The sequence below is a fragment of the Paraburkholderia sp. GAS32 genome, assembly GCF_050434225.1.
GTDB lineage: Bacteria > Pseudomonadota > Gammaproteobacteria > Burkholderiales > Burkholderiaceae > Paraburkholderia > Paraburkholderia madseniana.
This window is the reverse complement of the sequence record NZ_JBNPVS010000024.1, coordinates 1-22,071: the sequence shown is the minus strand read 5'-3', so window position 1 is coordinate 22,071 and position 22,071 is coordinate 1. Positions and strand designations below refer to the sequence as shown.

19 protein-coding genes and 1 pseudogene are annotated in these 22,071 nt (G+C 60.8%); 13 read left to right on the top strand and 7 right to left on the bottom strand.

Going from position 1 to position 22,071, the window contains the following annotated elements:
- Positions 1-7 precede the first annotated feature (7 nt).
- Together P3T25_RS26580 and P3T25_RS26575 are read left to right on the top strand one after the other, a co-directional pair.
- Complete coding sequence (locus P3T25_RS26580; protein ID WP_429359548.1) at positions 8-829, top strand: HpcH/HpaI aldolase/citrate lyase family protein; 822 nt, start codon at positions 8-10, stop codon at positions 827-829.
- Between the two features lie 114 nt (positions 830-943).
- Positions 944-1,891: a LysR substrate-binding domain-containing protein gene (locus tag P3T25_RS26575; RefSeq protein WP_429359546.1), complete on the top strand. Its 948-nt coding sequence runs from the start codon at positions 944-946 to the stop codon at positions 1,889-1,891.
- A 32-nt stretch (positions 1,892-1,923) separates the two neighbouring features.
- Here P3T25_RS26575 and P3T25_RS26570 read toward each other — a convergent pair whose 3' ends face one another.
- The 3 genes from P3T25_RS26570 to P3T25_RS26560 are packed head-to-tail and all read right to left on the bottom strand — an operon-like array spanning position 1,924 to position 5,177.
- The gene (locus P3T25_RS26570; RefSeq protein ID WP_429359544.1) at positions 1,924-3,102 is read right to left on the bottom strand and encodes a CaiB/BaiF CoA transferase family protein; all 1,179 of its coding nucleotides are present in this window, start codon (positions 3,100-3,102) and stop codon (positions 1,924-1,926) included.
- 13 nt (positions 3,103-3,115) lie between these two features.
- The gene (locus P3T25_RS26565; protein WP_429359542.1) at positions 3,116-4,279 is read right to left on the bottom strand and encodes an acyl-CoA dehydrogenase family protein; all 1,164 of its coding nucleotides are present in this window, start codon (positions 4,277-4,279) and stop codon (positions 3,116-3,118) included.
- A gap of 43 nt (positions 4,280-4,322) precedes the next feature.
- Positions 4,323-5,177, bottom strand: a complete 855-nt coding sequence (locus tag P3T25_RS26560) for an FAS1-like dehydratase domain-containing protein (RefSeq protein WP_429359540.1) — start codon at positions 5,175-5,177, stop codon at positions 4,323-4,325.
- Positions 5,178-5,984: 807 nt separating this feature from the next.
- Between P3T25_RS26560 and P3T25_RS26555 the strand changes: the two genes are divergently transcribed.
- From P3T25_RS26555 to P3T25_RS26530, 6 genes are all read left to right on the top strand, one after another.
- Entirely contained in the window at positions 5,985-7,343 is a 1,359-nt protein-coding gene (locus tag P3T25_RS26555; RefSeq protein WP_429359538.1) for a class I adenylate-forming enzyme family protein, read from the top strand.
- Positions 7,340-8,071, top strand: a complete 732-nt coding sequence (locus P3T25_RS26550; RefSeq protein ID WP_429359536.1) for a hypothetical protein — start codon at positions 7,340-7,342, stop codon at positions 8,069-8,071. Before P3T25_RS26555 ends, P3T25_RS26550 begins: the two co-directional genes overlap by 4 nt.
- 11 nt (positions 8,072-8,082) lie before the next feature.
- A complete protein-coding gene (locus P3T25_RS26545; RefSeq protein WP_429359534.1) occupies positions 8,083-8,988 on the top strand; it encodes an SDR family NAD(P)-dependent oxidoreductase in 906 nt (301 codons plus the stop codon).
- Positions 8,985-10,262, top strand: a complete 1,278-nt coding sequence (locus tag P3T25_RS26540; RefSeq protein WP_429359532.1) for an acetyl-CoA hydrolase/transferase family protein — start codon at positions 8,985-8,987, stop codon at positions 10,260-10,262. Before P3T25_RS26545 ends, P3T25_RS26540 begins: the two co-directional genes overlap by 4 nt.
- Positions 10,263-10,291: 29 nt before the next feature.
- Complete coding sequence (locus P3T25_RS26535; protein ID WP_429359530.1) at positions 10,292-11,488, top strand: acetyl-CoA C-acetyltransferase; 1,197 nt, start codon at positions 10,292-10,294, stop codon at positions 11,486-11,488.
- Positions 11,489-11,593: 105 nt separating this feature from the next.
- Positions 11,594-12,463, top strand: coding sequence for a MaoC/PaaZ C-terminal domain-containing protein (locus tag P3T25_RS26530; protein WP_429359528.1), 870 nt, complete (start codon positions 11,594-11,596; stop codon positions 12,461-12,463).
- Positions 12,464-12,485: 22 nt separating this feature from the next.
- Here the strand turns inward: P3T25_RS26530 and P3T25_RS26525 are convergent, their stop codons facing one another.
- From P3T25_RS26525 to P3T25_RS26515, 3 genes and pseudogenes are all read right to left on the bottom strand, one after another.
- Positions 12,486-12,779, bottom strand: coding sequence for a helix-turn-helix domain-containing protein (locus P3T25_RS26525; RefSeq protein WP_429359526.1), 294 nt, complete (start codon positions 12,777-12,779; stop codon positions 12,486-12,488).
- 317 nt (positions 12,780-13,096) lie between these two features.
- Positions 13,097-14,113: pseudogene (locus P3T25_RS26520) on the bottom strand (IS110 family transposase).
- Between the two features lie 311 nt (positions 14,114-14,424).
- Positions 14,425-15,324 (bottom strand): LysR family transcriptional regulator, encoded by a 900-nt coding sequence (locus P3T25_RS26515; RefSeq protein WP_429359524.1) that lies wholly within the window; start codon positions 15,322-15,324, stop codon positions 14,425-14,427.
- A 137-nt stretch (positions 15,325-15,461) separates the two neighbouring features.
- Between P3T25_RS26515 and P3T25_RS26510 the strand changes: the two genes are divergently transcribed.
- From P3T25_RS26510 to P3T25_RS26495, 4 genes are read left to right on the top strand one after another with little or no spacing between them, the layout of a single operon-like run.
- Positions 15,462-16,793: an MFS transporter gene (locus P3T25_RS26510; protein WP_429359522.1), complete on the top strand. Its 1,332-nt coding sequence runs from the start codon at positions 15,462-15,464 to the stop codon at positions 16,791-16,793.
- A 1-nt stretch (position 16,794) separates the two neighbouring features.
- Positions 16,795-17,289, top strand: a complete 495-nt coding sequence (locus tag P3T25_RS26505) for an ureidoglycolate lyase (protein WP_429359520.1) — start codon at positions 16,795-16,797, stop codon at positions 17,287-17,289.
- Between the two features lie 14 nt (positions 17,290-17,303).
- Positions 17,304-18,230, top strand: a complete 927-nt coding sequence (locus P3T25_RS26500; protein ID WP_429359518.1) for a polysaccharide deacetylase family protein — start codon at positions 17,304-17,306, stop codon at positions 18,228-18,230.
- 37 nt (positions 18,231-18,267) lie between these two features.
- On the top strand, positions 18,268-19,563 hold the full coding sequence (locus P3T25_RS26495) for an amidase (protein WP_429359516.1): 1,296 nt from the start codon (positions 18,268-18,270) through the stop codon (positions 19,561-19,563).
- Between the two features lie 544 nt (positions 19,564-20,107).
- Here the strand turns inward: P3T25_RS26495 and P3T25_RS26490 are convergent.
- Positions 20,108-21,208, bottom strand: a complete 1,101-nt coding sequence (locus tag P3T25_RS26490) for a hypothetical protein (RefSeq protein ID WP_429359514.1) — start codon at positions 21,206-21,208, stop codon at positions 20,108-20,110.
- A gap of 191 nt (positions 21,209-21,399) precedes the next feature.
- Here P3T25_RS26490 and P3T25_RS26485 point away from each other — a divergent pair, with 191 nt between their 5' ends.
- Positions 21,400-21,876, top strand: coding sequence for a DUF1488 family protein (locus P3T25_RS26485; protein ID WP_429359512.1), 477 nt, complete (start codon positions 21,400-21,402; stop codon positions 21,874-21,876).
- Positions 21,877-22,071 lie beyond the last annotated feature (195 nt).

Here is a 22,071-nt window from a genome sequence, read left to right as displayed (position 1 = left end):
AGCTAAGATGTCGAAAATTGGCCGTCAGCTACATCGATCGTTTCTGTTCGTTTCGGGTAATCAGCCGGAACGCTTCGAGAAGGCTTTGAACAGCGGGGCGGACGCTGTCATCCTCGATCTCGAGGACGCTGTCGCCCCGGAAGACAAGGACCGAGCACGACAGGCCATCGCCGCCTGGCTCTCGCGGGAGCGTCCTGTACTGATTCGAGTGAACGCGGCGGGCACGCCGTGGTTCGAGCAGGACGCTGGTCTGGGCAAGCTGCGCGGTGTGGCAGGCATCGTGTTGCCGAAAGCCGAAAGCGCCTCCGATGTGATCGAGCTCGTCTCGCGAACAAAAAGCAGGATGCCGGTCTTTCCGTTGATTGAAAGCGCGAAGGGCATCTGGAATGCACTCGAAATCGCCCGCGCGCCGTTCGTGCATCAACTGATGTTCGGCACACTGGATTTTTGCGCCGACATGGGCATGGAGCCGGACGGCGACGAGTTGAACCCGTTTCGCGCGAAGCTTGCAACGATTTCGCGGGTCGCCGATATTCGGGCGCCTGTCGACGGCGTAACACAGGCCATCGGCGACACCGAATTTCTCGAAGCCGAAACGATAATGGGCAAGCGCTGGGGTTTTGTAGGCAAGCTCTGCATTCATCCCAAACAGGTGGCTACGGTCAATCGATGTTATACGCCGAGCGAAAGGGAGCTGTCGTGGGCAAGGCGTGTGCTCGATGCGGCCGCGAACGCCAACGGAGCAGCCGTCGCCGTCGATGGGAAGATGGTCGACCGGCCGGTGGTCATACGGGCAAAAAGCATCGTCGAAGCTGCACGCATCGGATGAATCGCACGTGAAGATCATCGACGGGGCGCCCGTTTGTGTGTCGATATAGAATGAGGTTCCGTCTGCGCGCGGGGACCGACCTCACGCAATCGCACACTTGCCGATAAGCCCCTCATGGACGTTCGCCAGCTTCGCTACTTCGTCAGCATCGTCGATTACGGCAGTCTCGGCAAAGCGGCGGAGAAGCTCTTTGTCGCGCAGCCTTCTCTGAGTCAGCAGATGGCGCGGCTCGAAGAGGAACTCGGCGTGTCCCTTCTTCTGCGCAGTAATCACGGCGTCACGCCGACTGCCGAGGGCGACGCGCTCTACCGGCACGCCCGGCTCGTGCTGCGGCAAATGGAGCAGCTCAGGCAGGAAGTGACGAAGGGCGCTGGCGGAGAGTCTGGGACGGTGGCGCTCGGCTTGCCGACGACGATGGCATCGGTGCTGGCCGTGCCGTTGTTCGAGCGGATTCAGGACAAGTATCCGGGAATCCGTCTGCAATTCTTCGAGAGCATGAGCGGCTACCTTAACGAACTGCTCGCCAACGGACGACTCGATCTCGCCATCCTGTTTCGCGAGTCTGACACACCCGGCATTTCGGCGTTGCCCGTTCTCGACGAGACGCTTTATCTTTTCGGCGAGCCGGAGAACGGGTTGTCGCCGCGCTCGACGACCTGTCCGCTTGCAAAGCTCGCGGGCGTCAAGCTGGTCGCGCCCGGTGTCTCGAACGGCCTGCGGCTATTGATCGAGCGGACCTTTTCGAGCGAAAAGGTCGAGCTGAATATCGTGGCCGACATCGATTCCTTGCCGTCGATGCTGCTCATCGCGCATTCGGGACGCGCGTGCACGATCTTGCCCGCATCGGCCGTCGCGCAACTGGACCGCGCGCGCTTGCCGAAGATGCGCAAGATCGTCGATCCCCTCATCCGAAGACCGGCGAGCATCTGCTGGCCGAACGGCGTGCCAATGCACTCGGCGACTGTAGCCGTCCGGCAAACGCTTGTCGAATTGATGGCTGAACTCGTACTGTGCGAAACGTGGCAAGGCGTGACATTGCGCGAGCAGCGCACGCCGATCTGACGAGTGGTGAATGCCCCGATGCAGCGGTTCGCTCAGATTGCACTGGCGGCGCGCAAGCCTTCCACGGCTGAAGGACTGAAGCCGAGTTCGAGCAGTATCGCTTCCGTGTGTTGGCCCAGCGCGGGGACGGCGTCCATGCGCGGATCGTCGGCGGCCGTCATGCCGGGCGGATAGAGCGCAGGAATGTCACCGGCCGGTGTCGTGACGCGGGTCCAGCGTTCTCTGGCCTTGAGCTGTTCGTGGCCCCATACCTCGTGCATCTCGTTCATGCGCGCGTTGCCGATGCCCGCCTGTTCCAGCCTTCCGATGACCTGCGCGGCCGTCAACTTCGAAAACACGTCGACGATGATCCGCATGAGTTTCTCACGATGCTCGACGCGGCGGCTGTTCGAGCAGAACCGTTCGTCTGTGTGCAGTTCGGGCCGGCCAATCACCGTTTCGCAGAAGCTTTTCCACTCGCGTTCGTTCTGCAGGCCCAGCAGAACCGTCTTGCCGTCGCCGGCGATGAACGGACCGTAGGGAAAAATTGTCGCGTGCGACGCGCCTGCCTGGCGCGGCGGCGTTTGTCCGTCGATCGAGTAATAGAGCGGATAGCCCATCCACTCGACCATGCTTTCGAGCATCGACACGTCGATATGCTTGCCGCGCCCTGTCTGCGCGCGCTCCAGTAGCGCAGCGAGGATGTTGGTATAGCCATACATGCCCGCCGCGATGTCGGCGATCGAACAGCCCGCCTTTGCCGGCTCGCCCTTTGAACCCGTGATGCTCAGAAAGCCCGATTCGCTCTGGATCAGCAGGTCATACGCCTTTTTGACGCGAAACGGGCCATCGAGCCCGTAGCCCGAAATGTCGCAGACGATCAAACGCGGATACTTTTCGCTCAGCGTCGCGTAGTCGAGTCCGAGGCGTTGCGTGGCACCCGGCGCAAGGTTCTGCACGAACACGTCGGCGTTGGCGAGCAGCTTGTGCACGACGTCGAGCGCCCGTGGCTGCTTGACATCGAGCGTGATGCTTTCCTTCGAGCGGTTCGTCCACACGAAATGCGAAGCGAGACCCGACACGCGCTCATCGTAGTTGCGCGCGAAGTCGCCTGTGCCCGGACGTTCGACCTTGATGACACGCGCGCCGAGATCGGCGAGTTGCCGCGTGCAGAACGGCGCCGCGATTGCGTGTTCGAACGTGACGACCTTGATGCCTTGAAGCGGACGCATGATCGGCTCAATTTCAGAAGGAGCGCGGCAGATCGAGGATGTGCTCGGCGACGTACGACAGAATCAGGTTCGTTGAGATGGGCGCGACCTGATACAGGCGCGTCTCGCGGAACTTGCGCTCGACATCGTATTCGGCCGCGAAGCCGAACCCGCCATGAAACTGAAGGCACGCATTAGCGGCTTCCCACGAAGCATCGGCGGCCAGCAGCTTCGCCATGTTGGCTTGCGCGCCACACGGTTCGTGCGCGTCAAAGCGGCGCGCGGCGTCGAAGCGCATCAGGTTGGCCGCTTCGACGTTGATGTAGGCGCGGGCGATCGGGAACTGCACGCCCTGGTTCTGGCCGATCGGACGACCGAACACCACGCGGTCTTTCACGTACTGCGACACCTTGTCGATAAACCAGTATCCGTCGCCAATACATTCGGCCGCGATCAGCGTGCGCTCGGCGTTCAGACCGTCGAGGATGTATTTGAAGCCCATGCCTTCTTCGCCGATCAGGTTCTCCGCCGGAATTTCCAAGTTGTCGAAGAACAGTTCGTTGGTCTCGTGATTAACCATGTTCGGAATGGGCTGCACAGTCATGCCGTGACCGATCGCTTCGTGCAGATCGACCATGAAGATCGACATGCCTTCGCTTTTCTTCTTCACGTCGGCAAGTGGCGTGGTGCGGGCGAGCAGGATCATCAGATCGGAATGCTGTACACGCGAGATCCACACTTTCTGGCCGTTCACGACATAACGCTCACCTCTGCGTTCGGCTGTGGTCTTGATTTTTGTCGTATCCGTGCCCGTGGTCGGCTCCGTGACGCCCATCGACTGCAGACGTAATTCGCCCGACGCGATTTTCGGCAGATATCTCTTCTTCTGTTCCGCAGAGCCGTGGCGCAGCAGCGTGCCCATGTTGTACATCTGGCCATGACACGCGCCGGAGTTGCCGCCCGAGCGGTTGATCTCTTCCATGATAACGGACGCTTCCGTCAGGCCGAGTCCGGAGCCGCCGTATTCCTGCGGGATCAGCGCGGCGAGCCAGCCCGCCTTCGTAAGCGCGTCAACGAAGGCTTCCGGATAGCCGCGCGCTTCATCGATCTTGCGAAAATATTCGGCGGGAAACTGCTGACAGAGGTCGCGAACGGCTTCGCGGATGTCCTGCCAGGCGTCGGTTGTGGTATTCATCATGGTGTGTCTTCGTCGTTGCCGGTCAATTCTTTTGCATGTCCGTTCAGGCGAGCGTCGCGTGCGCGCTCATGGCGAGCCATCCTTCATGGTCCTTCGACCAGAGTTCGGCCGTTTTGCCGTCTACCGATGTTCGCCCGCATAGATGGAGCGGATTGCCGAGAAAGCTTGGACGCAGCGCCTTGAACGAGAAGTCGAGCACGGCGGCGTCGGGACATTGCGTGCGCAACAAGTCCATCAGCAGCGTGGCGATCAGCGGGCCATGCACAACCAGATTCGGATAGCCTTCCGTCCCCGTCGCGTATGTCTTGTCGTAGTGAATGCGGTGCGTATTGAACGTCAGCGCGGAATAGCGGAACAACAGCGTTTCGGTGGGACGGATTTCCTTGTGCCACTGTTCATCGATGGGCGCTACCATTTGCGGCGGCGCAGGCGTGCCGGGCGTGGCCGGCTCGCGGTACACGATGTCCTGTTCTTCTTCGACGGCGAGCGTGTCCGCGCAGCGGATCCGATGGTCCACCGTAACGAAGCCGAGCTTACCGCTTCGGCCATGTTTCTCGCTTACATTCCGGATGCGCGACTCGCGTGTGATGGGCTCGCCGACGATCAGCGGCGCGCGGAAGCGCAGACGCCCCCCCGCCCACATTCGGCGCGGCAGGCCGAGATCGGGCAGAAAGCCGCCTTTCTGCGGATGACCGTCTTCGACAATCAGCGATTGCGCAGCGGTCGGCCTGAAGAAAATCCAGTGCCAGAGAAGCGGAAGTGGATCGCCGTCGCGAGGCGGGGTGTCATGATCCAGCGTGGCGCTGAGCGCTGCAGCCGACGTCGATACGGCGATATCGGCAACGCTTCCGGTGGGTTGTTCCATATGCGCTTCGGATGCTGCGAGCTGGTCGGTCATGCTTGTCTCCGTCGCTGGGTGATCAGGGAATTGATTTTTGGTCAGGAGACTATAAGTGGACGCCGCGCGCCGCGGAAATACCAGTTTCATGTGCCAGTCATAGGGCGATCCTATTGCGAATGGGGATTTCTTCTCTTGTGGACTGCTCGTCGAGTGCTATCCGTCTCTTCTGCTCGCAGACGAGACGGATAGCATGTGCCGGCGCGTACGGCGTCTGTGATCTGGCTGACGAGCAGATCCACGACGCAGCGCACAGCCGCGGGTATGCGCCGGTTATCGGGCAGCGCGAGCACGATCCTGCGTGGAGGCGCCGCGCAAAGATGCCGCGCGCGATGTCACCGATTGACGATTCGGATATCGAGGACGTGGTGTCGACCGCGGAGGAATGCCTATGATCGTCGTCACGGGCGACGGCGAGTAGCTGATGGGTATCGGCAGCTGACGCTCGGACGCGGTTGGTGGGTGAGCGCTGAAAGGCGAGATGCGTCGAGGTGGTCGATACGACGAAGCGCGGACATGCGGTGGTCTGATGCCGCCCTTCAGGGCACCTCCCGCGCTATTGCTGCAGTGCCGCTGCTTGCCTGTTCGTCCAACAGGGCCCGGTCACATACGCGGGATCGTGGCGATAACGAAGCATTCCCGTCCGCTGTCGGCATCCGCTCGCCAAACGTTTTGGGGTTCGTGAAATCCGAATTCCGGCTTCCCGGAATACGAATAGCCGTTGCCAACCGTATCTAGCACACTGTCATACATCGCGGCGGGATTCCGTCAGTCGCCCGGGTCGCGTCTACCACATGGTTGGATGAAATGCCATTTGATCATTCTTCGGCAACGCGGATCAGTGACGTGGTCGCCCACTGGGCACGAGCGACGCCTCACAAGGTTGCCGTCTACGAAAACGACCGCGTCGTTACTTTTGCTGCCCTTTGGTCGAACGTGGAGGCGGCGCAGACGTACCTCCGTTCGCAGGGAGTCAAGTCTGGAGAGCGGGTGCTGATCGTTGCGGAGAACTGTCTCGCTGTGGTTACGCTGCTGTTTGCACTAACCGAAATCGGCGCGTGGCCCGTAGTCGTTAGTGCGAAGTTGTCGGGTCAGGAAGTCGAAGTGATAAGGGCGATTAGTAGGCCGCGCCTGATGCTGTTCACGCATGCGGCTTCTCCGGACGCGCTCCGACACGGTATCCGGAATCGTGCCATGGAAGTTTCGCCCGCCGGGCTGGGATTACTGATGGCGGTGTTGGTCGACGATGTTAGTGCTCCTGAACCTGAAGCGATTGCGCGCGATGTTGCGGCGCTGGTTTATACGTCCGGCGCCACAGCGCACCCCAAATGCGCGATGGTTACGCATCGCGGATTGATGCATTCGGCGCGGGTATCCGCAGACGCGTCCAATATGGGTCGTGATGATTGCGTGTACACAGTCATGCACATGTCGAACATTTTCGGCCTGGCGACGTCAGTCCTTGCGACATTCCACGCGGGCGCGAGCATTTATCTGCCTACACGCTTCAAGGCGGCGGAAGTCTGTGCCGCTCTGCGATGCGAGGCAATCACCATCGTTCAGGGGGCGCCCAGGATGTTCGAGCAGCTGGTCGCTTTTTCACACGACCATGATGCTTCGTACGTTTCGAAACGGCTGCGCTATTTGTGTGTGATTGGCGGTCCACTTAACGTGATCCTCAAGCGAAATGTGGAAGAGCGATTTGGTCTGCCCCTGCATCAGGGTTACGGCATCACTGAATATTCTGGGTTTGTGGCGATGACTGGAATGAAGCGACCGCGAGCTGATGAGGCGTGCGGGGAGGTCGTCACAGATGCCGAAATACGCATCACAGGACCTGACGGCGCGGCTGTGTCGCCGGGAGTTGTGGGGCAATTGTGGGTGCGTGGGCCGGGAGTGATGCGCGGCTATTACGGTGCTCCAAAAATGACGGCAGAAGTGCTCCGTCCGGACGGGTGGTTCATTAGCGGTGACCTTGCGCGACTCGGACCGGACGGCGCCCTGAATATCGTCGGACGTACTCGTGATCCTATCGTGCGTTCAGGCTGCCAGGTTCATCCAAAGGAAGCTGAATCGGTCTTCAACAGCTATCCAGCAGGGCAGCGCTCAGACGTTTTTGGACTTGCGGCTGACGAGGGCAGCGAGATGCAACAAGCGTTCAGATGATAACTCTTGCCGACACCTGGACCATAACGGACGGCGATGTGTTGTGCCGCGAACGCAACTTCGTAGCTGGCGACGCGTGTGTACTTCGCATCCGGAACCTGCGGTTGCCTTTCGGGATGCAGATGATCGCTCGCAGGGGGCGACACCGGTTCGCGTCCGGGCGTCGTGAGGGAACGCTGGAGCAGGGCAGGAGCGTGTCTGTCGAGCCGTATCGCACGGTGCACTACGACGGCACGACGGCGATTGATCCGCGTGTTGGATACGAGCTTCATCTGCTGCTTCACGATGAGAAAAGTCCTGTCGCCGACGAGGCGTTAGCCGCACGCGTTGCGCTCGCCGTCTTTCGCGAGCCCGCTTCAGACTGGTCAGTGGCACTTGCGGCACAGCGGATGGAGTTGAACGCGCAAAACCTGAAAGCGCAACTGTTCCGCGAAAACCATGCGTTGACGGCGATCGTGCGCGAGCAGCGACTGATGCGTGCGTTGCTCGCGTTGCTCGCACAGCCTCGGGCGCGCAACAACCTGGCGGCGCTCGCAGGCCGGTTTGGTTTTACATCGGCAACGCGGATGAACGACGCCTTTGCGGCGCATTTCGGCTGCCCGGCGTCGCGGGTCGCGAAGTTTGCGTGGTATCCGGCGCTCACGTGGTCGATGAGGGACGACGTCCAACACGCACGCGGCGTGACGCGTGCAATCGCAGATTCGAATGATACGGAGTGGCAATGGTGATGGAACAAAGGATGATGAACGGTAAGGTCGTGGTCGTGACGGGCTCGGGCGGCGGCATCGGGCGCGACATCGCGTTGCTGATGGCGCGAGAGGGCGCGAAAGTCGTGATTAACGACGTCGGTGCCTCGCTAGCGGGAGATGGACAGAGTAGCGGCCCCGCGCAGCAGGTGGTGATGGAAATCGCGGCATTCGGCGGTGAAGCAGTGGCGAACACGGATAGTGTCGCGGATCCAGCGGGCGCTGCACGCATCGTCCAGCATGCGCTCGATACGTTCGGCCGTATCGATTGCGTGGTGAACAACGCGGGCATTCTGCGCGACCGCTTCTTTCACAAGATGTCCGAAGAAGAGTGGGACGCAGTGCTGAAGGTGCATCTGTATGGTACGTACTACGTGTCGCGTGCAGCCGTCGATCATTTCAGGGAGCAAGGCAGCGGCGCGTTCGTGCATATGACGTCGACCTCCGGCCTCATCGGCAATCTCGCGCAGGCCAACTACAGCTCAGCGAAACTGGGTATTGCCGGTCTGTCGAAATCGATCGCGCTCGATTTGCAGAAGTACGGCGTACGTTCGAATTGCATCGCGCCGTTCGCGTGGAGCCGCATGATCAGCTCAATCAAGGTCGACACGCCGGAGCAGGAGGCGCGCGTCGAGAAGATCAAGCAGATGACGCCCGCGAAGATCGCGCCGCTCGCGGTCTATCTCGGCAGTGATGCTGCAAAAGACGTCAACGGCCAGATATTCGCGGTGCGCAACAACGAGATCTTCGTGATGAGCCAGCCTCGTCCTGTGCGTTCGGTGCATCGCAGCGAAGGCTGGACGCCGGAAACTATTGCCGAGCATGCAATGCCGGCATTGCGTTCGAGCTTTCATTCGCTTGACGTATCGGCGGATGTTTTCAGCTGGGATCCAGTGTGAGCGGGCGCGCTGCACTGACGGTCGATGCATCGGCGTTCGAGATCGCCGGCCACGTGCAACCCGGCGATGTCGTCGCGTGGGGCCAGTGCGGCGGTGAGCCGTGCACGCTGACGGAGGCGCTCGCTGCTCAACGTCATACCGTGGGTGGCAGATTCACGGCAATGGTCGGCGCGCTCTGGTCCGACACGTTCTCGCCTGAGCATGCTGATGTGATCGACTTCGTTTCATATTGCGGGTCCGGTGCGAACCGATCTCTCGCTGACGCGGGCGTGCTCGACGTGTTGCCGATCCACTACTCGCAGTTCGCACGGGCTCTCGCCGAAGGTCCGAACCGGGTTGATGTGTTGTTGCTGCAGGTCGCGCCCGCCGAGGACGGTGGTTACAGCCTGTCGGTCGCGTATGAGTATCTGGTGCCTCTCGTGCGGAGCGCACGTGTCGTTATAGCGGAAGTCAATGCGGCGGCGCCTTGTACGTATGGCTTACCCGTACTGGAGGCCGGCGATTTCGACGTGCTCGTGCCGACGCATCGCGCGCCGCTCGAGCGCTCACGTTCGAGCGTCGGCGACACCGAGGTCCGCATTGCGCGGCATGCGGCATCGCTTGTCGAAGATGGCGCGACGCTTCAATGCGGCATCGGTGCGTTGCCCGAAGCAATCCTCGCACAACTGACGGACCGCCGCGACCTCGGCATCCACAGCGGCACGATCGGCGACGCGGTGGTCGACCTGTGCGAGCGCGGCGTCGTGACCAATGCACGAAAGCGCGAGGACACCGGAATTACGATCGCCGGAACGATGATGGGCTCGCGGCGCGTCTACTCATTCGCACATCGCAATCGCGCAGTGCAGTTCCGCCCGACGGCGTACACGCACGACATCAATGTGCTGGGCCGCATCGACCGCTTCGTCGCGGTCAACGCCGCGATCGAGGTCGATCTGACCGGACAGGTCAACGCCGAAATGGTAGCGGGGCGCTACATCGGCGCGGTAGGCGGCGCGATCGATTTTATGCGCGGAGCAGCGCGCTCGCATGGCGGCGTGCCACTCGTCGCGTTGTCCGCTAGCGCGCGCGGCTCGAGCCGGATCGTCGCCAAGCTCTCGGGACCGGCGAGCACGCCGCGCGCCGATGCCGGCTTGATCGTCACCGAGCATGGCTATGCCGATCTGCGCGGTCTGACATTGCGTCAGCGTGTGCGCAGGATGCTGGATATCGCGGCGCCCGAGTCGCGCGCGGCGCTTGAGGAAGAAGCGGCACGCGGGGGGCTGCGCTTCTGACACCGACTGGATATCAAAAGGAATTCAACATGAGACGAGCAGCAATCGTTGCACCCGTGCGAACGCCCGTCGGCACCTTTGGCGGCAGCCTGCGTTCGGTGCCTGTCGAGGCACTGGCGGCCACGGTCATCAAGGCGACGCTTGAACGCAGCCAGATTGATCCCGCACGCATCGAGGACGTCGTATTCGCGCAGTCGTACGCGAACAGCGAGACGCCCTGCATCGGGCGCTGGGTAGCATTGGAAGCGGGCCTGCCTGTCGAGGTGCCAGGCATGCAGCTCGATCGCCGCTGTGGTGGCGGGCTTCAGGCCGTCGTGACGGCAGCGATGATGGTACAAAGCGGCGCCGCCGATGTTGTCGTGGCGGGCGGTGTCGAGAGCATGAGCAACATCGAGTACTACACCACGGACATGCGCTGGGGCTCGCGCTCGGGGTCGGTCAAGCTGCACGACCGGCTCGAACGAGGCCGCGAGCGCTCGCAGCCGGAGGCAAGGTTCGGCTATATCTCCGGCATGATCGAGACGGCCGAGAATCTCGCGCGCGAATATGGCATCACACGCGAGCAGGCTGATGAATTCGCAGTTCGAAGCCACCAGCGCGCCGCTGATGCCTGGGCGTCGGGCCGTTTCGACGATGAAGTCGTGCCCGTCAGCGTGCCGCAGCGCAAGGGCGACCCGGTGCTGTTCACGCGTGACGAAGGCGTGCGCGTGGACGCCAGCCCCGAATCGCTCGGCAAGCTGCGCGCGCTGATGAAGAACGGCACCGTGACGGCGGGCAACGCCAGCCAGCAAAACGACGCGGCGGCAGCGTGCCTGATTGTCGCCGAGGACAAGCTTGCGGAACTGGACCTCGAGCCGCTCGCGTATCTGACGGGTTGGGCGGCTGCCGGTTGTGAACCCGCGACGATGGGCATTGGCCCCGTGCCTGCCGCGCAGAAACTGCTGCGCAAGACAGGCCTCACGTTCGATCAGCTCGATCTCGTCGAGGTGAACGAGGCGTTCGCGTGCCAGGTGCTTGCGGTGCTCAAGGGCTGGGGTTGGGACGACCACTCTCGGTTGAACGTGAACGGCTCGGGGATCTCGCTCGGTCATCCGATCGGCGCAACGGGCGTGCGCATGCTCGCTACGCTGCTCTATGAACTGCAGCGACGCAAGGGCCGGTATGGCCTGGAGACGATGTGCATCGGCGGTGGACAGGGCATCGCAGCGATTTTCGAGCGTCCCTGACGGTTGGGATCGCCAACACGAAGACTTCTTCGGAAACCGCATGCCCGCGGCCGACTCGATCAGAGGCGGTGGCTGAGGCTGACCTCATGACGCAAGAGACTGACAATGACGATCAACTACGACACATTGAAAAACTGGCCGTTTGAGGACATCGAGCAGCATTACACGGCGCGCGACGTGATGCTCTACCAGCTCGGTGTCGGCTACGGTTGGGATCCGCTCGATCCCAACGAGCTACCGTTCGTCTACGAAAAAGATTTGCGCGTCACGCCAACCTTTGCGGTCGTGCTCGGATATCCGGGAGTCTGGGCCAGAGATCCGCGGAGTGGAATCGATTGGGTCAGGATGCTTCATGGCGAACAGACGCTCTATATTCACAAGCCGCTACCGCCCTCTGCGACCATCATCGGGCGCTCCAGAGTCGCGCGCATTGTGGACAAGGGCGCCGACAAAGGCGCACTCGTCCTGATTGAGCGCCGGGTCACGGACAAGACGACTGGCGAGCTGCTGGCGACGATTGAACAGCTCAATTTCTGTCGTGGCGACGGTGGCTATAGCTTGTCAGGCGCACCCAGCGACGAGGCGCCCACGTCACCACCGCCCGTTCCAGAACGGGCGCCGGACGCGGTGTTTGACTTGCCAACGCGCCCTGAAATGGCGCACATCTATCGCCTCTCAGGCGACGACAATCCGCTGCACGTCGATCCCGAAGTGGCGCGAAACGCCGGATTCGAGCGCCCGATTCTGCATGGTCTTGCAACGTGGGGAGTCGCAGCACATTCAGTGATCAGAACAACTTGCGACGGTGATCCGACTCGCCTTGCGTTGTTCCGGGCACGCTTTACTGCGCCAGTGTTCCCGGGAGAGACGATTCGCACCGAAGTATGGCGTAGCGGCAATGCTGCCCACTTCCGCTCGCGCGTAACGGAGCGCGACGTCGTGGTGTTGAACAACGGATACGCGGAAATGCGTTAGAAGGGCTTTGTCGCGGTAAGGATCAAGCGGCCAGCGTCGGCCGAAAGTCGCCGTAGCGTTCGCGGATGATCGCCGGAGCCCGCTGGGTCAGACTCTCGTCCAGACGCCGGTTACCTTGCCGGCCACGCTTGCGCGAACTCAGTCCCACCGCACCGGATTCCTGATAGCGGATCACCAGGCGCTCAACCTGACGCACGGTCAAGCCCAGACGTTCGGCCGAGCGAACCGGCTTGAGTCCCATGTCAACAATGGCCTGGATGACCTTCAGACGGTCGAGTTCGCGCATGTTCAATGTCACCAGTGCAGCTGCATGCATCGCCGGCTCCGCAGTCCCACGAGGAACCGGCAAGCATACCGAGGTCCAAACACGACATTTCTTATATGGTCGCCTCCCATTTGCAAGGAGATACTGCATGCGGCGAGGAGGGTGGTTGCGGACTTATATCCGGACTTGAATCACGGGACATGCCCGCCGGCCCCGATGGATTTCGCCGCAAGGATCCTAATCTAAACAGCGGACTCGAGGTCCGAGAAATGTCTCAGGTTTGTCCTTGCGCGGTCCAACCTGTCTTGCCATCGCTCAATATCACCTATGCAGCCTGGAGTGGGGTTGTATCGGACTGCGATGCTGTATCAGGCTGGTGCCGACATCGGACTCTCATACGTTCGACCGTATGCCAGCAACGCCCAGATAGTTCGAGCCGCCTTGTTTGCCAGGGCAACGGCGACCACGTTCGTCGGCCGTCGTGCAAGCATGCCTCTCAGATGCTCCGGCAAACGCTTGGAACTCGATATAACCGATCGGGCGCCGTGAATGAGCAGGGTGCGCAACTAGACGTCGCCGCGTTTGCTGATGCCACCCAGCCTCACTTTGCCACCTGAGCTGTTTTGTCGGGGTACCAGCCCGAGGTAGGCGGCGAATTCGCGCCCTGACCTGAATGCGTGTGCGTTGCCTATGACAGCAACTGCAGGCGTCGCAGTCAACAGACCCACACCGGGAATCTCGGAGATGCGACGGCATGCTTCGTCACCCCGACGCCATTCGGTAATGCGTTGCTCGATTCGCAGGATCTGCTCGTCGAGTGCCAACAGCCGCGATAGCTGGTCTTGCAGACTGTCTGTCAGCATCGCTGGCAATTGGTCGGCCATGGATGCAAGTGATGTTTTGGCGGCGTCAACCGCCGCGCGCCGACCTTGCGGCAGGATTACGCCAAACTCATATAGCAGCCCGCGCAACTGGTTGACCTGCATCACGCGGAATCGGACCAGTTGCTGGCGCATCCGGTGCAGTGCGAGCATCGCCTGCTGATCTTCCGTCTTGACGGCGACGAACCGCATGCCGGGTCGCTGGGCGGCCTCCCAGATCGCTGCAGCGTCTGCGGCATCATTCTTGTTCGATTTGACGAACGGACGGACGAATTGCGCTGCGATCAGCCGGACATCGTGACCGAGCGTAGACAGCTGCCGGGCCCAATGATGGGCGCTCCCGCAGGCTTCCATGACAATCCGGCATCGGGCACGTTTGGCGAAGAACGGCTTGAGCTGGGCACGTTTCAGCACCTTGCTGTGAATCGCGCCGGTATCAGGTTCAACGAAATGCACCTGGAAGACGCTCTTGGCCAGGTCAATGGCAATGGTCGTGGGTTCCATCAGCTTTCTCCTTAACGGGATGTCGCAACGGAAACGATACTCGGGCTCGACGCCGTCGCCAGGCTTGCTGCGGCGTCTGAACGACCGCTAAGGCGGGAGGCGACCATTCCATCTATAAAGCTACTACACCAATGATGTTGATAATTTCTTTTATGTGAGATTGATACGGATAACAAAATGTATTGTGAGACCGGTTGGCTACCTTGGCGAACGCCGGGTTCAGCGTCTTCATCGATTCTCTCATCGGCGACTTCGCATCGCCGGAATTCTACCGTCCATCTCTTACTGCGACGCAACCGGTTTAACGGGCTCTATGGGCGAAGAGCCTTCATCGCATCATGTGTTTCAACCAGCAACGCTTCCGCGAGTCGCGTCAGCGGGCGGTCTTTCGAGGAAATCGCCCAGGCGTCGATCGTGCTCTTCGGCCGAAACGGCAAAGCGACAATCTGCTGCTGACCGGTATGTGCGATGGCCGACAGTGCGTCGACCACCGCGACACCGGCGCCGGCGCCTACCAGCCTGCACGCGGTTTCCGAATAGCGTGTCTCGACAGCCACCCTGTACGGCACACCGGCGTCGCGGAATGCCGCGGCAATCAGCGTGCTGACGCGCGCCAGACTCGACAGACCGATCAGCGGATACGGCTCGAGATCGGCCGGCCTGACACGCTTGCGCCGTGCAAGCGGATGTCCATGAGGCACGACGCAAACCATCTCGATAGACGCGATCTTCACCATCTTCAGCGACTGGTCAAGCTCGGGTTCGAGCGCCATGGCCAGGCCGAAATCGGCCGCCAGCGCTTCGACGCTTTCGATCACCTTGAATGAATCGACGACGTCGCAAAACACCTTCACGTCAGGTTTGCCGATCATGAAACGCTGAATTGCCTGCGGAAGTATCGAGTGACCGAGCTGCGGCGTGGCGCTCACGCGCACATGTCCGAGGCGGTTCTCCTTGATGTCCTCGACGGTCTGGTCGAGCGCCTCGGAATACATGAACATGGCTTCCGACGCGCTGAACAGCAGCTTGGCTTCCTCGCGCGGGACCAGCCGGTTCCCGACGCGATTGAAGAGTGGGAAGCCAAGTTCTGACTCAAGTTGGCCGAGCGCAGTGCTGACAGCCGGCTGCGAGATCCCGAGCACGCGGCTAGCACCGACCGTGGTCTGCGACGTCATGACGGTCCTGAAGATACCCAGCAGTCTCGTGTTCACGATAACCTTTTCTTATACGGGGTGAATAATTTTCAATAGTTGATTATTGTAAGGCCGCTTTCGATAATGTCAGTTCCCGCATACGGAAGACCGGATGCGCGCCGTGACGGCACAACCCCTCAGAACGAGACACCCCCATGAATACAGTCGCAAGCGCCAACGTTTCAGGTGTCGAACAAGCCGTCATGACAAAGGTGGCATGGAGAATCCTGCCTTTCCTGATGCTGCTTTACTTCGTCGCGTTCGTCGACCGGGTCAATATCGCCTTCGCGTCGCTGCAGATGAACGCGGACGTCGGGCTGTCGAGCGTTGCTTACGGAATCGGGGCGAGTGCGTTTTTCGTCAGCTATTTTCTGTTCGAGGTGCCAAGCAACTTCGTACTCTCGAAGGTCGGCCCAAGAAGATGGATCGCACGCATCCTGGTGACCTGGGGGCTGGTCTCCGGCGCCATGATGTTCGTATCGGGCGAGAAAAGCTTCTATGTACTGCGCTTCCTGCTTGGCATGGCAGAAGCAGGTTTCTTTCCGGGCATTGTGGTTTACCTGAGCCGATGGTTCACCGCGAGTTACCGGGGACGGGTCACAGGCATTTTCATCGTTGCAATCCCACTGTCGGGCCTGATCGGTGGTCCGATTTCCGGGCTGATCCTCGATGGCATGAACGGCGTGTCTGGCCTGCGCGGCTGGCAATGGATGTTTCTACTGGAAGCCATCCCCGCGGTAGTACTCGGCATCGGTTGTCTATGGTGGCTGGCCGATCACCCTGCGGACGTGACGTGGCTGAGCCCTGACGACAAGGACAGGTTGGAACGCATGCTCGAGAGCGAGCGTCGCGCGCTCGAGTCGGAGGCGCGCTATCCGTTGTCAGCGGCGTTCGCGAACCGCGCTGTCCTGCTGCTTGCCGGCACGCTGTTTTGCATCGTATTTGGCACGACCGGCATCGCGTTCTTCCTGCCGCAGATCATCAAGAGTTTTGGCTATAGCAATACGGCAGTTGGTTTTCTGAGCGCCGTACCGTATCTTTCGGGCGTGATTGCAATGGTGTCATGGGCGCGCCATTCCGATCTCCATCGCGAACGCGTCGCGCATCTGGCCACGGCGACGCTGTTCGGTGCGCTCGGTTTCATTGCTCTCGCGTTCCTGTTGCCCGTACACTGGGCCGCCATGATCGCTCTCTGCTTGGCGGCGATGGGCGTCTATGCTTCCAACGCGCTGCTATGGACACTGCCTTCCGAATTGATGACCGGTACAGCGGCAGCCGTGGCAATTGGTGTCATTAATTCATTGGCTAACCTGTCTGGTGTGATCGCGCCCAGTCTGCTGGGGTGGAGTCGTCAGGTCAGTGGTGGATTCGCTCTACCGGCGTCGATTTTCGCGGGTTTTTTAATCTTGGGAACCGTGCTAACGGTACTCTTCAGTCGCACACCGATGTTCACTACATCGCGACGTGCTTTAGGGAAGGCAGTTTGATATGACGACGGCAGGCGCAGCACCGTACATCAATGTAAAGCCATTAAGCGCGAACGTGTTCGAGCCATATGGCGAAGTTCTCGAGAACAAGACTGAACAGCGACGGCGCGATTTTTCAATGCCGTTTGCCGGACTCGACGCTGGTACTACGCCACGTTTGTGGATTAACCGCTTGCAGCCTAGCCGCACTCGGTCAATCACAATCGATACGATGGAGTGCCATCCGCACTCGCATCAGACCTTCATTCCGATGCGCGAGGTTCCATACCTGATCGCGGTTGCACTACCCGGCGAAGACGGCCTTCCCGACCTCGCCACGCTCTCCGCTTTTACCAGTGACGGCGGCCAGGGAGTGTGCTATCGACGCTCGGTCTGGCACTTCGCGTTTACGTCGCTCGACGACGTCAATGAGGTAGCGGTGATCATGGCAGACAGCGGCCGCAGCGATGACACCGTCGTAACGAGGCTGGCCGAGCCTGTTATGGTCGCGCTTTAGAGCAGGAGCACGCAATGGACGGCAAATACGATCACCTCGAACGGAACTTCACGGGCTATGGACGCCGGCCGCCCAACCCCCGGTGGCCCAACGACGCCCGACTCGCAGTCAATATAGTCATCAACTATGAGGAAGGCGCGGAAGCCTCCTTCCCTGATGGCGACGGTGACTCTGAAAGTGGCCTGGCCGAAGGAGGGGCGGGCGGTTTCGAAGGCCGCGATCTCGCTGCCGAGTCGATGTTCGAGTATGGCAGCCGGGTGGGTATCTGGCGCGTGCTGCGCCTGCTTGAGGAGCGCAGTTTGCCCGCCACCGCGTTCGCCTGCGCGCAGGCGCTGGAGCGCAATCAGGAATTCGCGCAGGTGATCCGCGATGGCGACATTGATGTTTGCAGTCACGGTCGGCGCTGGGTGAGGGCGCAAAATCTCACTGAAGAGCAGGAAGCCCAGGAAATCAGGCGTGCCTTCGAGTCTATTACTCGCACCACGGGACGGCCCCCAGCGGGTTGGTATTGCCGTTATGCGCCGACCGTTCATACTCGCAGGTTGCTGGTTGAGCATGGCGGATTCATCTACGATTCCGACGCGTATAACGACGAGCTCCCGTACTGGACGACGGTGCAACAGCAGCCGCATCTGGTGATTCCGTATAGCCTGACAAATAACGACGTCAAATTCGCGCGCGGCGCGATGGCAACCGGGGACGACTTTCACACGTTCGTCAACGACGCGGTCGAGATGCTGTGTCGCGAAGGCGCTCATGCGCCGAAGATGATGTCTATCGGGCTGCACATGCGTTTGATCGGCCATCCTGGCCGTGCCGCGGGACTCGAGCGTTTGCTCGATAGCCTCGCGCGCCGGGAGGATGTGTGGATGTGTCGCCGCATCGATATCGCGAATCACTGGTTGCAGGAACATCCTTTCAGCGTGGCAGGGCGGAGTTGAAGAAAGTGCAACACGGCCAACTATTGGCGATCCCGGAATGAAAACAGCAGCAGATTCCTATTCCGTCGTCGAGATTTCCCGGCGGGTGCAAACCGGGGTCGACGATTCACTCGATGCAGTGCGCCATGCGCTTACGGTCATTGCACGGCGGGAACCAGAGTTGTACGCATGGTCGCACCTCGCGTCTGCGGGCGACCTCATTGGCGAGTCCGCGCGGACCGCGTCCGGTCCGCTGGCGGGTGTTCCATTCGGCGTGAAGGACATCATCGACGTGGCCGGCATGCCGACCCGATGCGGTTCCGAGGCCTGCAACACCTCGCCGTCCCAATTCGATGCATCCTGCGTCGCCTTGTTACGGCGAGCCGGGGCGGTACCGGTCGGCAAGACGGTGACGGCCGAATTCGCTTATATGACGCCGGGACCCACACGCAATCCGGCAAACCGCCAGCATACGCCGGGAGGTTCATCGAGCGGTTCGGCCGCTGCCGTAGCCGCAGGCATGGTGCCAATGGCATTGGGCACGCAAACTGGCGGATCGATGATCCGGCCGGCGGCGTTTTGCGGTGTCGTTGGCTTCAAACCGAGTTTCGGGGCGCTCGGCCGCGACGGTACGAAAATAATGTGCGAGTCGCTGGATGTGATCGGCTGGTACTGCGCCGATGTGGGTGACGTGGCGCGGGTCGCGGAAGTCATGCTCCCCGATGCACCATCTCCGTTGTACTCAACTGAACATATGCGGACCGTAAAGATCGGATTTTTGCCCGGCAATCCCGGCCATGTACTGGAACAGGCTGCACAGGCTGCTCTCGAAGATGCGAGGATTGCGCTTCGCGATCTGTCGACGATCGAACCGGTCCCTGAATTAACCGACCCAACCAGATTTCTCGAAGCGCATTCGGTGATCATGCGTTACGAACTGGCGCGCAGCCTCTTGCCGGTGGCCTCGGAGCACGCAGCGCAATTGAGCCGGCCGTTGCGTGAGGCTATCGACCAGGGACTGGCGATGCCGGCGCAGACTTATCGCGAGATGAAGGCGTGGCAACACACGCAGCGTTTGCGTTGGACGGATCACTTCGGCGATGCGGACGTCGTCCTGACGTCGAGCGCTTTGGGTCCGGCTCCCAGAGGGCTTGAATCGACTGGAACCGCGGCCTTCAATAAAGCGTGGTCCCTGCTGGGCTGGCCGTGCATTCATTTGCCCACCGCGTTGAGCGAGGATGGCCTGCCGCTCGGTGTGCAACTGGTCGGGAAGCCCGGAACGGACAGGGAGTTAATTGGCTGGGCACTCGCTCTGCACAAGTTTGTCGATCGGCGAAGCCGCGCCGAGCCGTAGGCGTTCGTACGGATCGCGGAAAGAGCGTACATATGACGAACTACGGGAGCTCATATCGTTAGCAAACATGCTTTCCGTGTAAAGCGAAAAACGGCGAGTCTGTGGTCGTCATCGGGGCCGCAAAAGAAAACGCCTGCGCTTTTCACACAGGCGTTTCCGTGGCCCCGCTACCGCGCCCCAATGAACGATTTCTCGTCCGCTTCTGCTTCAGGGGCCGGCTTCCGCGCGGCTCCCTTTCAGTATAGGACGCGCAGCGGGATATCCAAGTCGACGAAACGAGCGCATAGCGCAGGTCCTGTTTTGCTACGCGGAGCGGGATGGTCCCGAAAGGATAGCTCGTCTGAATTTGACATAATTAAAGTGAGCGAATTTTCGACTTGTAGAGGCTACGTTGTAATATCCGGTTTTCGCATCGCCGAGGACTCGCTCCGAACAGCGCAGCGTAATCGCCGCCACTGATCGAGGTGGGGGCACGTAGCATGTTCACGTTAGCTTGCGCTGTATCGAAGACGCTCGATGGAGAGCCGGATGATTGCCTATTCCGTCATGGGAAGTCTTTTGTGCTGAGTGGAGCGCCGCGTGCCGGCGTTGCACGGGCAAGCGCATCGAGCACGGCTCGCGCGACGCGATGGGAGATCGCAGCGAGGTCGCCGTCGGGTGTGCTGCGCTCGCGGATCTGGCGGTCTGGATGAATCAGATTGCGCGACTCGCGCAATGCTTGCGCATGGCGCCCGAGACTTTCATCAATGTACCCGAGTTCGGTAGTGACCTTGATCAGCGCAGCAAGTGACCAGTCCGCCAGCGGCAGCACCCGCTGCTGCCTGTCCTGCGGCGCCGCACGTGCCGCGTTGGCTCGCTCAATGTCCCGTCCCAACCAGTCCGGTAAAACCACCTCAAGAATCGACGCATACAATGCGGTGGCGGCGAGCCACGCACGAGCTCCGGCACATCGCCCGGCCTCCTCCCATCGATATCGCAAATTGTCGGCGAGCGTCGGGTCGAGGCCGAGATTGTCGAACGGCAGCCGCTGGGGTTCGATTGGCGCGAGGATAGTCGCCGGAGGCTGCAGGCCCAGCCGCGGGACCACGTCGTGCGCATACAGGCGCCGCCCGTCCGCTGTGAGCATCAACCGGAATGGCCAGCCGAGTAGATCCTCGTCATCGCGGCGAACCAGGCCCCGCACGACCAGGGCATCGAGTGTGGTGCTGCAAACCGTCTCACCTAAGCGGGACAGGTAAATCCCCAAGGCCCCCGCGACGAGACCGCCACTGGCCAGCGTGTCGCAGTCGTCCCCACCGCTCGCGATAACTGCGATGACGAGGTCCTCCACAGGGGCGGTTCGCGACACCAGTGCCGGATGGCGCCGTTTGCATTGCTGCCAGCGCAACTCCCGGGCTATCTGCCCAGCGCGGGTCGCCTCCCAGTACTCGCGAATATCGCCGCCGAAACCGTCTCGTCGCAGCACGAGACCTTCCTCCGCCATGCAGCTCAGTTCGTCCGCAAGCTCCGCGGGGCTGAAGACCCAGGTCGCTTCCACGTGGCGGATACCTTCAAGCAGATACCCGGAGTTGGTGTTTCCTGCTCCGAACATCTCGTGCTCGAAAATGGCATCGCGGATCGGTGTGTCGACGGTCGGTTCGGTCATCCCTCAGTTCACTGTCGGCTGCCGGCCGGGGCGGGCGTGCTGCGGCTGCCGCACGGTGGGGAGAATTCTGCCACACCGCGAACGTGTCTTTCCGTCCTTATTCGCCAGTTCCTTGAGTCATGCAAACGAACATCAACCAGTGAGTGCCTCCCGGAAGAGCTCACCGTTCCACGTCTTTCTCAATTCCATCAATGCAACTAACCGTCTTGCACGAAACCGTAACCCACAAACGTCAAACCCGGTCTGCAGAGGGCCGGGGCGATGGCCTGCCGTCCGCGTGCGCGCGGCCAAATCCGCAGTCTGTATTGGCAGCCGCAGTCTGTGACCATCCGCGCTCTGGTAAATTTAGAGGCGAGGAACAGCAAAAGTTCGCAAATGAATCCACGAGGTGTGTGATGGACGTTGTTGATTTCGCCGCAGGCGTGTCGTCAGACGGAAGCGCAATTGCGTTCCGGTTGTCCGGCCGGATTGGCGACGCCGAGTGTGCGATTACGCGCGAGGCACTTGAAGTGCATTTCTGGCTACCAGTGGGCGCGGATGCCAGTCGTATGCTCAGGACGTTCGCTGATGGTCGAAATCGAATTGTCGCAGTCGCTGAAAGAAAAATGCGGGCGCGGCCCGGCCAGCCCGTTCGACTCAACAGTCATGATTTCAGCGCAAAGCGTTAGGCAGACCTCAACCCACGCATCGCGAAGTTCCAAACTCGTAGCCGGCCGCGATCACAATCGTCCATCAGCAAATCCGAACATAAAAGCACGATCGTTCAAATGTTGATTCTTGGCACCTCGGGCATCGTGTTGCGAAGGTTTGTTCTTCAACTCTTCCCTTTATTTATAGCGGGGAAGTTATCCACAGGCGCCGCT